General features: G+C 51.4%; 9 protein-coding genes and 2 pseudogenes. 7 read left to right on the top strand and 4 right to left on the bottom strand.

Going from position 1 to position 13,499, the window contains the following annotated elements; genetic code table 11:
• Positions 1–175: 175 nt before the first annotated feature.
• Positions 176–2,168: pseudogene (locus ABDK09_12670) on the bottom strand (methyl-accepting chemotaxis protein).
• A gap of 253 nt (positions 2,169–2,421) precedes the next feature.
• Here ABDK09_12670 and hinT point away from each other — a divergent pair.
• The 7 genes from hinT to ABDK09_12705 all read left to right on the top strand — a co-directional run bounded on the left by hinT (position 2,422) and on the right by ABDK09_12705 (position 8,420).
• Positions 2,422–2,772, top strand: a complete 351-nt coding sequence (hinT, locus tag ABDK09_12675; protein ID XAW90286.1) for a purine nucleoside phosphoramidase — start codon at positions 2,422–2,424, stop codon at positions 2,770–2,772.
• Positions 2,773–2,833: 61 nt separating this feature from the next.
• Entirely contained in the window at positions 2,834–4,225 is a 1,392-nt protein-coding gene (locus ABDK09_12680) for a hypothetical protein (GenBank protein ID XAW90287.1), read from the top strand.
• Positions 4,225–4,614: a YcfL family protein gene (locus tag ABDK09_12685; GenBank protein XAW90288.1), complete on the top strand. Its 390-nt coding sequence runs from the start codon at positions 4,225–4,227 to the stop codon at positions 4,612–4,614. The genes ABDK09_12680 and ABDK09_12685 overlap by 1 nt, the downstream gene beginning before the upstream one ends.
• Positions 4,615–4,642: 28 nt before the next feature.
• Complete coding sequence (lpoB, locus tag ABDK09_12690) at positions 4,643–5,233, top strand: penicillin-binding protein activator LpoB (protein ID XAW90289.1); 591 nt, start codon at positions 4,643–4,645, stop codon at positions 5,231–5,233.
• Between the two features lie 40 nt (positions 5,234–5,273).
• The gene (locus ABDK09_12695; GenBank protein ID XAW90290.1) at positions 5,274–6,125 is read left to right on the top strand and encodes a phosphotransferase; all 852 of its coding nucleotides are present in this window, start codon (positions 5,274–5,276) and stop codon (positions 6,123–6,125) included.
• A gap of 103 nt (positions 6,126–6,228) precedes the next feature.
• The gene (gene ycfP, locus ABDK09_12700) at positions 6,229–6,768 is read left to right on the top strand and encodes an alpha/beta hydrolase YcfP (protein XAW90291.1); all 540 of its coding nucleotides are present in this window, start codon (positions 6,229–6,231) and stop codon (positions 6,766–6,768) included.
• Between the two features lie 362 nt (positions 6,769–7,130).
• On the top strand, positions 7,131–8,420 hold the full coding sequence (locus ABDK09_12705; GenBank protein XAW90292.1) for an NAD(P)/FAD-dependent oxidoreductase: 1,290 nt from the start codon (positions 7,131–7,133) through the stop codon (positions 8,418–8,420).
• 161 nt (positions 8,421–8,581) lie between these two features.
• Here ABDK09_12705 and ABDK09_12710 read toward each other — a convergent pair whose 3' ends face one another.
• The 3 genes and pseudogenes from ABDK09_12710 to mfd all read right to left on the bottom strand — a co-directional run bounded on the left by ABDK09_12710 (position 8,582) and on the right by mfd (position 13,492).
• Entirely contained in the window at positions 8,582–9,118 is a 537-nt protein-coding gene (locus tag ABDK09_12710) for a GNAT family protein (protein ID XAW90293.1), read from the bottom strand.
• 63 nt (positions 9,119–9,181) lie between these two features.
• Positions 9,182–9,958: a peptidoglycan binding protein CsiV gene (locus ABDK09_12715; protein XAW90294.1), complete on the bottom strand. Its 777-nt coding sequence runs from the start codon at positions 9,956–9,958 to the stop codon at positions 9,182–9,184.
• A gap of 70 nt (positions 9,959–10,028) precedes the next feature.
• Positions 10,029–13,492, bottom strand: a pseudogene (gene mfd / locus ABDK09_12720) (transcription-repair coupling factor).
• Positions 13,493–13,499 lie beyond the last annotated feature (7 nt).

Below are 13,499 nucleotides of genomic sequence, written 5' to 3' on the forward strand. Positions count from 1 at the left end.
ACGTTATCCTCATGTTTGGCTTGCGAAATTTTTGGAATAGGTAGAGCAAAAGCGTGATGCAAGCCATACTATTCATATAACGATCCCCCACATAAAAAACAAGGGTGACTCCTGATAAAAGTCACCCCTGATAGCGATATTTTACCTGGTCCTTACAAAACCAACCCGGAATTGTCTAAAGCTTGAATCTGTGCACCAGATGACTTTGTTGCCCGGCCAGTTGGGTGAGGTCGCCACTGGTGTGTGCGATGTTGCTCATTGCCTGCAAGCTTTCGTCTGCAATATGATTGATGTCATCAATGCGTTGTGCGATATCACTGGTGGTATCACTCTGTTCAGCTGCGGCCTGGGAGATGTGGGTACTCATCTGGCTTATCTCCATGATAAGCGCCTGAATTTCTTCCATGGTGCTGTTGGCGTTAGAGGCCTGATGTACCGATTGTTCCATACCTTGTTTGCAGCTTTCAATCACCTGACTTGCGGCGTTAGAGCTGCTTTGCAACCTGCCGATCATGTTTTCGATTTCAGTGGTTGAATCGGTGGTGCGCTGTGCCAGTACCCGCACTTCGTCAGCCACTACGGCAAAACCGCGACCTTGCTCACCCGCGCGCGCTGCCTCAATTGCGGCATTAAGAGCCAGTAGGTTGGTCTGCTCGGCTACGCCGCGAATCACATCCAGAATGGAACCAATCTGGCTGCTCATGTTCTGCAATTCTGTCACTGCCGCCACCGAGTCATTCAGGCGGCCCTCAAGCTGCTTGACGGTGCTGATGTTATCGCTCATCACCTGGCGACCCGATTGGGCTGCGCTTTCGACTTGCTGCACCATCTGCAGAGAGCTTTGTGCACTTTGTGCGACTTCTTGGACCGAGTGCGCCATCTGAGTCATTGCAGTCGCCACATTGGCGGTCTGCTCTCGCTGATTGTTGAGCTGCGACTGGGCGTGCTGTGAGGTTGCCTGGTTGTGTCCTGCTGTTTTGGTCAGGTTGTCGGACGCGTCATTGAGTTTAACCAGAATATCTTGCAGGCTGTCAGCCAACGAGTTGATATGACGGCTCAGGCGCGCGAAACTCATTATTATGCGTGATGCGAATGCGCTGGGTCATATCGCCTTCTGTCAGGCTCTCCAGTGTGGTTAGGATCTGTTTGAGCGGTGAACGAACGCTGCTTGCGATGTGGTAACCGATAGCGCCTGCCACCAGGACTACAAGCAAACCAATACCAACGGCTTTGTAAACGCCTTGCTGATAGACTTGGCCGGCGTCAGCCAAGGCCTGGTCGAGATCCTGTGAAGCGCTCTGGTTAAAACTATCGAGCAGCGCCATTGCGTTGTCGACTTCCCGGGCCAGGTTGGTGATATTGGCGTACAGAGCCGCGCGGGCTTTGAGATATTCGTTGTGCTGGTCAAGAACACCCCCTTTCTCACCGATATCCTGAGTGAATTTTTTTACCGGTTCATCAAACACTTTTTTAAGTTCAGGCAGTTGTGAGGTCAGCCCGCGATAGGCGTAGTTAAGATGACTGACGGCTTTATTATTTTTTTGCACCGCACTGTCGACAAACGCCATATCTGAACTGGCCAGCGCATCAGATGTGATCAGCTCGGCATCTTTGAGTTTGATGAAATAGCTTTTGGCCATCACCTTCACTGAAATGCTGCTCTGATCATCCACATACTCCTTCATGCCAATGCTCAGCTCTGAGTGCAGGCGCTGGAATTCACGCACGGATTTTTGCACTTTGCTCTGAGCGGTAAACATGGCTTGATAGTTGTTCATCGCATCATTGGCTTCACCGAAGTAACGGGTTTCCAGTGCATTGAGGGCATTCATTTTTTCCTGCAGATCAGGGTGACTGGCGCTGGCCTGTTCCAGTTGCCCTAATACCTGACTGAAATCTTGTTTGGCCTTATCGAAATCCTGTCGCATGCTGACCATGCGTTCAGCATCCTGAGTCGTCAGAAAATCTTTGAAAGACTTGTCGGCGGTCAGCAACTGAACACTGGTTTTGTTCGACAGTGATACTAAAGGTAAGGCGGTTTTGGACACGCCTTCAAAATTTGAATGAATCTGACTCATACCACTCATCATAATGGCGACCGTGACGGCAAACATTACAATGATGATTGCAAAGCCGGCGTACATGCGCCTGATGACTGAACCTTGCATACGTCTCTCCCTTGTTACATTCATGTTCTGAAATCTCGCAAAGACAGAAAAACTGTCTAAAAATTAATAAAATGAGTCACATTCTATGAATTGAGACGCGCACATTTCATGATCGGGGCGACAAAAGCAGTTTTTTGTGTAAAGCAAACTCGGTTTCTGTTAACTGAACGGTGTTTATTATTGAGCTTTGATCCGCCTTGTCGCATACTCATTCCAACAACGATTATTGCAAACACGTCTGGTGGAGACCTTCATGGCTGAAGAAACAATATTTAGCAAAATCATTCGCAAAGAAATTTCGGCTGATATCCTGTACCAGGATGATTTAGTGACGGCGTTTCGTGACATCAATCCGCGCGCACCAAGCCATGTGCTGATCATCCCGAACAAACTGATCCCGACGGTCAACGATGTCCAGGAAGCTGACGAACTGGCGTTGGGCCGTATGTTTACCGTAGCGAAAAAAATTGCCGAGCAGGAAGGCATTGCCGAAGATGGCTACCGTCTGCTGGTCAACTGTAATTCACACGGTGGGCAAGAGGTTTACCACATTCATATGCACCTGGTGGGTGGCCGCCCGCTGGGACCGCTATTGATGAGCTAATTCCGGCCGGTTACCCGTATCAGTCGGGTAACCGTCTTCATTTCTTAAAGCGGAGTGTGCAGTGAAGTTTGATTTACGACACCTGACGGTTTCGCTTAGCTGTATTTGTCTCAGTGCCTGTGCCAATTTCACTGCCGGCAATCTGTTCAGTCATTACAGCGCGCAAAATTCAGATCTCTACCAGTCATTGCAAGCGGGTGATTACCAGCAGGCGAGCGAAGAGCTGCCTGATTATGTCGCCGGTGACATTCTGGATAACCTGGAAAAAGGCCGGGTCTATTTTCTCAACCAACAGTATCCCGACAGTCAGGCGGCATTAGATCTGTCAGATCAGGCGGTCAGAGAACAGCAGGAACAAGCCACCATTTCACTGAGTGAGAGCGCCGGCAGTATTGGGTCTCTGGCTGTGAATGACAACTTGAATAGCTACACGCCAGCTGATTATGAACTGGGTTTTTTGCATCTTTATTTGGGGTTGAACTATATTCAAAACAACAGATTAGAAGATGCTTTGGTGGAAATGCGCCGCGCTAACCAAGTGCAGGAACAGGCGCGTAAAACTCGGGAAGCCGAACTTGAGCAGGCGCAGCAGGAGCTGGAAGAGAAAGGCGTTACGCCTAATCTTGGCAGTGTGCTGGCCCGTTATCCGGATGGCGGTAAAACTTTGCAGGCGGTACAAAACGGTTATTTGCTCTATCTATCGGCGCTGCTGTACGAGGCTGCGGACGACCCGAATAACGCGTATGTTGATTACCGACGCGCTCTGGCTGTCGCACCCGATAACCGGGCGGTGATCGACGGCACTTTGCGCGTTGCCAAGCGCTTGGGTATGCAGCAGGATTTGCAACAGCTCAAAGCGCGTTATGGTGATGTGTCGTCCTTGTCGGAACAACAGGGCCGGGTCATTGTATTGGATGAACAAGGTGTGGTTCAGGCGCTTGACAGCTGGCGTTTATCTTTACCGCTTTTTGACAGCCGGGGCAATACGGCGTTGTATTCTATAGCGTTGCCGTATTATCCCAAGCAGTCTCGGTCTCAATTTGCACCGTTATTATTGAACAAGCAGCCGTTGAACAGTGAGCGACTGACTGACGTGGATCTGATGGCGCAACGTGATTTGTCCGAACGCATGCCCAAAATGGTGATTCGTCAGGCGTTACGTGTCGTGGCTAAAGATCAGGTTCGCAAAGAAACGACCAAGGGTGATGGCCTGGGCAATCTGCTCTTTAACGTCCTCAACACGTTAACCGAGCAACCGGATACGCGCAGTTGGCTGACATTGCCTGCGGCGGTAAATGCGACAGAGCAGACGGTTGCCGCTGGTGAGCAAGCCCTCGAGGTGGAAGGGCGCACCTATACTTTCAATGTACCGCAACAAGGTACAACCTTGGTGTGGCTGTCGCGTCAGGGGCGTAACGCCACAATATGGCATAAACAACTGGGAAGATTGTGATGAAAAATTGGTTTGTCAGTGTATTGGCCGCTCTGGCGCTACTGGGCTGTGCCGATAATACCGCAGGTTTACGGGTAGACGGAGCGACTCAGCGAGTGCTGATCGGCGATAACGTCCTGGCCGGGCGTCTGCATATCGAAGATATCTCATCCAGCATGGTTAACGGCCATACCCGGGGTGTGGTTCGTCTTTTGAGTAATTACCGGGGTGATCAGAATCTGCAATACCGCTTTTACTGGTATGACGCTCAGGGATTAGAAGTGAACACTCAGCCTGGTGCCTGGAAACAGATCGTGATCCATGGTGAAGAGACAGTGTCGCTGTCTGAAGTGTCGGTTAAACCGGACGGTACACAGTTCCGGGTGCAAATTCGTGCAGCAAATGATTAATTTGTAGTTTAAGTTTAGAGGAAGCGTCATGAAAAAAAGTGTTATTGCATTGCTGGGTCTGGTAATGCTGTTAGGTGGCTGTGCTAACCGGGTCAGCTATGGTGATGCACAAGCGGTTGAAACCGTTACTGTGGATTTCGGTTCTACCGATTTGCAAAAAATTGCGGCGGACATGGTCGACAGCATGATGATGTCAGGCTCAGTGGCTGCCATCACCCGCGACTCTCGTCCGATTGTTTTTGTTGAACGGATTAAGAACAAAACCAGTGAGCATATCGACACCGAATCTGTGACTGACACTATCAGCACCAAGCTTCTCAATTCGGGTAAGTTCCGTTTTGTGGATATGGACCGTGTCGAATCAGTACGTGATCAGCTTAAGTTCCAGAACAATGATGAACTGGTCAACCAGAGCACCGCAATCCAGTTCGGTAAAATGGTCGGCGCGGAATACATGCTGTACGGCAACCTGTCGAGCATTGTGAAAAATGCCGGTAGTGACAAAGACGTTTACTACAAAATGACCATGCGTTTGATGGATCTGAAGACTGGCCTGATTGAATGGGCGGACGAAACTGAAATTCGTAAACAGCAGTCTAAGAGCCTGTTCGGACTGTAAACCGTCAGTAACCCGGTGACTGAATACTATGAGGTGAGTCATGGCAAGAATGTCATGGAAAGAAGCATGCAAGCTGGATCCGACCCTGCAAGGGTTGACTCACTTTTTTAGTTTCCCGCCTGAATACGCGCAAACGCTGACAGGCGGTCTCACCAACCGCTGCTGGAAAGTGGTCTGTTCGCAAGGCAACGCGTATGTCTGGCGGCCGACGACACTCATCACCAAAGCCTTTTCTATTTCCCGTTATCAGGAATACCAAATTCTTAAAGCCATCCAATCCAGTCAGCTCAGCCCGGCCGCAATGCTGGTCAACGAACAGGGGTTGCTGGTGGAATGGATAGAAGGTGACTCGCTCACCGATCAGCTCTCCTTTGATGGTCTGCTGCGTATGCAGGCGCGTATTCATGAACTGGCCATTAATCATATTCCGGTGGTTCCGTTCAGTTTCACCGCCCGGGTTGATCACTACTGGATGCAGATAAAGCCAGAGCTGAAAACGGAGCAGGTCCGGGCCTTGTATGAAGACTGGCGTAATCCCCCTAATCTGGCCGAGGTTGCCCAGTGCCTGTGTCACTTTGATCTGGCGGGCTACAACATGGTCAAAACAGAATCGGGTAACAAGGTCATCGACTGGGAGTATGCCGGTATTGCCGATCCGCGCCTCGATTTGGCATTAAGCATCAATGTGGCGGGAGAGAAGATACTCGATGCGGTGTTCCGTTATTGCCAGCTGCGTGAAATTGAAGATGTCGATAAGTGGGTCAGCGGGGTGAAAGCCTGGCTGCCAAGAACCAATATGATGGCTTTGCTGTGGTATCTGCTGGCCTACCAGTTGTGGGGTGATGAAGAGTACCATCGGCAGGCGCTCCATTTGCAGGAAACGTTCTGTTGATAGGATCACGCTTTGCAGGCTTTGCGCTGTCAATCCGGTAAAAGATTCATCAAAGCCTTACTGTTCGTGGTAGATTAAAACCTTAAGGGAATTGGGGGATAATATGATTATTTATTTGCATGGGTTTGATTCAACCAGCCCGGGAAACCACGAGAAAGTTCTGCAACTTCAGTTCATCGACGACGATGTACGTTTCATCAACTACAGTACGTTACATCCCAAACATGATATGCAGCATCTGCTGAAAGAAGTCCATAAAGCCATCGAGCAGTCGGATGACCCGCATCCGATCATTTGTGGTGTTGGCCTGGGGGGCTACTGGTCTGAACGTATCGGCTTTCTGTGTGGTATTAAACAGGTAATATTCAATCCGAATCTGCATCCGGAGCGCAACATGGTCGGCCGTATTGATCGCCCGGAAGAGTATGATGACATCGCAACCAAGTGTGTTGAGCAGTATCGGGTTAAGAACAAAGGCCGCTGTCTGGTGGTGCTGTCACGTAATGATGAACTGCTGGATAACAGTCAGACAGCCGCTGAATTACAAGATTACTATCAGATCATCTGGGATGATGCCCAGTCACACAAATTCAAAAAGATTTCCCATCATCTCCAGGCGATGAAAGCGTTTAAAAATGCCTGATTATATTGGATGAAATCAGTTGCAGCGGTCCGCGTTATGGGCCGCTTTTTCATCTATTGGTGTCGCTTTCGAGCTATGATTATTGGCTTGCGTGGCGCATTTAGCTCTATATAATGTCGGACTAACAAAAAAATTTGATAGCCGTCAAAAAAATACAGTAAGAGCAAGAAAGCAAACTTGCCCGAAATTCGCGTCCCGGGACGCCTTTTAGCCGATATCCAGGCCAAAATTTGTGACGATAGAACACAGTGAAACCTCAGACAGGCATTGATACCCAAACGACAGTTTAAACAGATTCCGCTCGGTATGAGTTTTCGTGCCGAACCATAAAAATTGATCTATGTTTTTTGAGGATTGTTGTTGTGACACGCATTATCGTAGTAGGCGGTGGCGCGGGTGGTCTTGAGCTTGCAACCAAGCTGGGACGTACCCTTGGCCGTAAAAACCGCGCAGAAATCACGCTGGTAGACCGTAATTCAAGCCATCTGTGGAAACCTTTGTTACATGAAGTAGCAACGGGTTCTCTTGATGAAGGCGTTGACGCACTGAGTTACCGTGCGCATGCGAAAAACCACTGTTTTGATTTCCAATGGGGTAGCCTGGAAGCCATTGACCGGGACAATAAAACCATTCAGTTAAGTGAACTGCGCGACGAGCACGGTGAACTGCTGATGCCAACCCGCAAACTGAGCTATGACCTGCTGGTGATGGCGATCGGTTCCACTTCTAACGACTTCAACACGCCGGGTGTACGTGAAAACTGTATTTTCCTGGACAGCCCTGAGCAAGCCCACCGCTTCCGTACCGAAATGAACAACGAGTTCCTCAAGTTGCATGCGAAGAACGGTAACGGTACCGTCGATATCGCGATCGTTGGCGCAGGTGCGACCGGTGTTGAATTGTCGGCAGAACTGCATAACGCGGTGAAAGAGCTGCGTACTTATGGCTTTGGCGATCTGGATTCCAGTAAGCTGAATGTTAACCTGATTGAAGCCGGTGAACGTATCCTGCCTGCACTGCCGCCACGCATTTCTGCTGCAGCCCACAGTGAGCTGACCAAGCTTGGAGTGACCGTGCGCACTGCCACTATGGTCACTCAGGCGGACGAGGATGGCCTGACGACTAAAGATGGCGAGAAAATCTCGGCGCAAATCATGGTTTGGGCGGCAGGCATTAAAGCCCCTGACTTTATGAAAGATATCGCCGGTCTGGAAACTAACCGCATTAACCAACTTGTGGTGAAAGACACGCTGCAAACCACGCGTGATGACAACATTTTTGTTATCGGCGATTTGGCCCAGTGTACCCAGGCGAACGGCTCATTCGTTCCGCCTCGTGCTCAGGCCGCACACCAGATGGCGTCTCAGGCGTTTAAAAACATCGTGGCTAAGCTCAACGGGCGTGAAATGAAAGCGTACGTGTACAAAGACCACGGTTCTCTGGTTTCTCTGAGCCGTTTCTCCACAGTCGGCAGCCTGATGGGTAACCTGACCAAAGGTTCGATGATGGTCGAAGGCCGCATTGCCCGCGTGGTATACATCTCGTTGTATCGTATGCACCAGATGGCGCTGCACGGTGTGGTCAAAACCGGACTTATGATGCTGGTCGGACGCATCAACCGCGTACTGCGACCAAACCTGAAGTTACATTGATTCAAGTTGTACCGATAACTGAAACGCAAAAAGCCCCGCCAGGGGCTTTTTTATATCCGGAATTGCTAAGTTGAAGCGTTGTTATGCTCTTAAGCTGTTCTGGTTATCCGCCGCTCTGGTTTAAATGAATAGGTTTAAGTGAGCGGGTTTGAGCGAAGACGTCAGGGGATCAAAGCAAACACGATACCGTCTCTGGGCTGGCCGTTAAACAGGTAGCGATTACGAGCCAGGCTCTCTTGCTGCGCGCCACAGGCTATAGCGAGACGTTGGCTGGGGACGTTATCCGGGTCACAGACGATTTCCAGCCGGGTCAGTTTCATGTGGCTGAAGCAGTACTCAATCAGAGCGTTCAGCGCCTCACGGCCCACACCCTGTTGCTGATGATGGTCAGCAACCCAGTAGCCAAGGCTGGCCATATTAAAGGTGTGATAGAACTCGTTAATGGCGACCATGCCAAGCAGGGTTTGTTGCCGTTTGTCGAAAATACCAAAACCGTAGGAATCGGCCTTCACCCAATTGAGGCGGGTGGCCAGCACAAAACGCTCGGCTTCCAGATCAGAAAAGTCAGCACTGCACCAGTCTACCCATTGATGCAGTGACGGTGACTGACGCACACAGTTTGCTAACTGCTCAGTTTCATCGAGAGTGATTAAGCGCAGCTGCAGGCGTTGGGTGACTATCTGAAAATCAGGGCTCATAGCGATAACCTGGTTTTTTGCCATAAACATAAACGCCCGCATGGGGCGTTTACACAGATATCTTTACTGGCTGTCGGCGACTTTACGTACCTGAATGATCATGCCCATCAGCGGGTGATCCAGATAGTGGGTTTCGCTGCTGCGCATACGTCGCTTCTGGTCCATGCGGTAACTTTTCAGGAAAGACTCAGTTTCCACCTGCGGAGAGACGGATTCGAGATTACCGGACTGCACGGTCGCGCCTTCGTCCTGCGGGTTCAGTGCCAGGCTTAGCGGCGAATCTTTGATGATGACGTCACGCACACTCGGTTCTTTCAGGTCGAGAGTGGTTTCGGCGTACAAGTAATGCTGAACATAGATCTGCAGCGTGCCATCAAGTTCGTACAAAGGTTTGGCGACGCTCTGTTCGATGACATCATTGACAGGTATTGCCGCATTTTTTTGTCCGGCCTGGCTGCCGTCAGCGCGAAACTCTTCTGAATAGTCGCGGCCGGCCCGGATATGAAACACCGGCGCGGCAGCGCGGCCTTCATCACCCTGACGCCATGCTGTGTGCATCAGCACTTTAAAACCAGCGTGGTTTTTCAGGCGCTGCTCCTGATCATTGAGCTGATATTGCGAAGCTGGCAGCATGGTCACGCCTTTACTCTGGCGATAACCGGCGTCGCTAAAGCTGCCGGCACGTTTCATGCTAATTTCTGGCAGGTTATCCGGCCAGGATTCACTGACTTTCTCTGCATCAACTGCCCGTTTGAAAATGATCACTTCAATATCAAACTGTCGTTGAGCCAAGCTTGGCATAGAGACAAGCAAAAGCAGTAGTGGGATCAGTTTTTTCATTATGACTCCGTCATTCAGTGCAACGCACTTGGTTCATTATGCGTCCGGCGCTTACGCTGCGCCGGTACGTTTAAGCTGCTGGTAGCAGATTTTGCTGAAACTCTTCCAGCATATTTGCTACGAACTGAATTCGCTCTCGGCGATCGACCAAAGGTATGGCAAATTTGAACTTGGTCGGCCCTTCCATCGAAAATTGTTTCGGCTGAGACTGCAATAGTTTAACCAAAAACATCGGGTTAATGTCAGCATTCGGATAGAACTCAATGTAGCCGCCTTTCTCGTGCGCTTCAATTTTACGGATTTTCAGCGTGGCTGCATCCAGTTTCAATTCGGCAATCGAGAGCAGATTCAGTGCTGCATCAGGTAATTTGCCGAAACGGTCGATAAGCTCGACTTTCAGTTCGGCCAGTTCATCACTGTGGCTGACGCTGGCGATCTGTTTATACATCGACAGACGCGTGTTGATGTCCGGAATGTAATCGTCCGGCAGCAGTGCCGGAATGCGCAGCTCCACTTCGGTTTGCTCACGCAGCAAATCATCCAGTGACGGCTCTTTGCCTGACTTCAAAGCTTCAACCGCTTGTTCGAGCATTTCCATGTACAGCGTGAAACCGATCGACTGAATCTGGCCGCTTTGTTCATCACCGAGCAGCTCACCGGCACCACGAATTTCCAAATCGTGCGTCGCGAGGGTGAAACCGGCACCGAGATCTTCCAGTGAGGCGATCGCCTCCAGGCGTTTCTGCGCATCCTTGGTCATCGCTTTCGGATGCGGTGTCAGCAGATATGCGTACGCCTGGTGATGCGAGCGGCCAACCCGTCCGCGCAACTGGTGTAACTGCGCCAGACCCAGCGAATCCGCCCGGTTCATGATGATGGTATTGGCGGTCGGGACGTCGATACCGGTCTCGATGATGGTGGTACACACCAACAGGTTAAAGCGCTGGTGGTAAAAATCGTTCATGACCCGTTCCAGCTCGCGCTCGCGCATCTGGCCGTGGGCAATGGTGATACGTGCTTCCGGAATCAGCTTCTCCAGATCAGCGGCGACTTTCTCAATCGTCTCGACCTGATTATGCAGGAAGTAGACCTGGCCGCCACGCATGATCTCACGCAGTGCAGCTTCACGGATGACGGTATCGTCACTTTCCCGCACAAAGGTTTTGATCGCCATGCGGCGCGCGGGCGGCGTGGCAATGATAGACAGATCACGCATCCCGCTCATCGCCATATTCAGCGTACGTGGGATAGGCGTTGCGGTCAGAGTCAGAATATCGACATCGGCGCGCATCGCTTTGACTTTTTCCTTCTGGCGCACTCCGAACCGGTGTTCTTCATCTACGATCAGCAGACCCAAATCGGCAAACTTGATCTCGCTGGAAAGCAGTTTATGAGTACCGACCAGGATATCGACTTTACCATCGGCCACATCCTGCAGAATTTGCTTCTGCTCTTTGGCCGATTTAAAACGCGACAGCACTTCAACCCGGATGGGCAGATTGGCGAAGCGGTCACGGAAGTTCTCAAAGTGCTGCTGGGCGAGCAGGGTAGTCGGCACTAACACCGCCACCTGCTTGTTGTTGTCAGTCGAGACAAAAGCTGCGCGCATCGCTACTTCGGTTTTACCAAAGCCGACATCACCACACACCAGACGATCCATCGCTTTTGGTTGGCACATATCTGACAATACCGCGTTGATCGCCATCGCCTGATCGTCGGTCTCTTCAAACGGGAAGCCGGATTTAAATGTGGCGTACTGGCCGCGGTCAAGCTGGAATTTATAGCCTGGCTTGAGCTCGCGTTTGGCGTACACATCAAGCAGTTTCTGCGGCCACGTCACGGACTTTCTCTGCCGCTTTACGGCGCGCTTTGGCCCAGGCTTCACCACCCAGTTTATGCAGCGGCGCAGCTTCTTCCGCACCGCCGGAGTAGCGGCTGATGAGGTTGAGCGACGACACCGGTACATACAACTTGGCATCGTTCTGATATTCGAGGGTGACGTATTCGGTGGTCATGCCGCCCGCTTCCAGCGTCTGCAGACCAAGATAACGTCCGATACCGTGGTCGATATGCACTACCGGTTGGCCAGGTTTAAGTTCGGCCAGATTACGGATGACCGTATCGCTGTTGGTCGCTTTGCGCTCTTTTTTACGTCGTTTGGCAACGCGGTCGCCCAACAGGTCGCTTTCGCAAATCAGCGCCAGTTGCTGATCGCCGAAAATAAAGCCGTGTTCGGCCGAGCCCTGAATCAGGGCAAATTTTTCATCGCTACGGCACGCCGTGGCAAAATCAGGCTGGCTGATCGGGCGCAGCTTGATACGTTGCAGCAGCTCCAGCAGAGCTTCACGGCGACCTTCCGACTCAACAGAGAAGATGATTTTGCCGGCAAACTGTTCACTGAACTGACGCAGTGCGGCCAGCGGCTCTTTGTTCTGATGCTGTACCGCTACATCCGGCAGCGGGCGGATGTCCGGATTGACCCGGCCCGCTTTCTTTTCCACCGCATCAACCGAAACGGTCAGTTGCGGCAGGGTTTTAAAGCGCGCAAATAGTTCGTCTTTTTTCAGCCACAGTTCGTGCGGCGGTAACAGCGGGCGCAGCGGGTCAACTTTGCGCTGATCGTAGCGGTAATCAACATCTTTGAGGAAGTGATCTACTGACTGTTCCAGTGCGCCGACGGTGATGAGCTGACTGCCCTCGGGCAGGTAATCAAACAGGGTTTCGGTGTGCTCGAAAAACAGCGGCTGCCAGTATTCGATACCGGCCGGCCAGGTGCCTTTCGACACCTGCATGTAGACAGATTCTGGTTCGCGGCGCGCTTCAAACCGTTGGCGCCAGCGGGTGCGAAACTCTTCAATGGCCTGCTCGTTGGACGGAAATTCATGCGCCGGCAGCAGACAAATCTCCCTGATCTCTTCGATCGAGCGCTGGTTTTCCGGATCGAAGGTGCGGATGGTGTCGATCTCGTCATCGAAAAAGTCGATCCGGTACGGATCGCTGCTGCCCATCGGGAACAGATCCAGGATTGAGCCGCGGCTGGCATATTCACCTGGCCCGAACACCTGATCAACATGGCGATAGCCGGAGTTATCCAGTTGCACTCGCAGTTTGTCGAGCGAGAAACGGTCACCCTGTTTCACCATCAGAGTATGTTGCAGCAGAAAATCACGTGGTGACTGACGTTGCAATAGAGTGCTGACCGGAACGATGGTGATACCGCGGGTTTGACCCGGCAGTTGGTACAGGCGTGAAATGCGCTCCGATATGATCTCCTGATGGGGAGAAAAACTGTCGTAGGGCAGGGTTTCCCAATCCGGGAAACAGCGCCACTCCGGCCTGGCAGAATTGCTCGATTTCTTGTTGTAGTTTCAGCGCGCTTTGTGGATCAGGCACCGCGAGCAGAGTGTGGCCCGGATGCTGGTTGGCCAGCTCGGCGATCGCCAGCGCCAGACTGGCGCCGTGCAGATTACCAATGTGTTTTTTATCGCCCGCCCCGGTGGCCGACGGCAAAGAAAAAAGAGTATGTGTAGTCATGTTAATA

This window comes from Vibrio sp. CDRSL-10 TSBA (assembly GCA_039696685.1).
In the GTDB taxonomy this organism is placed as follows: Bacteria; Pseudomonadota; Gammaproteobacteria; order Enterobacterales; family Vibrionaceae; genus Vibrio.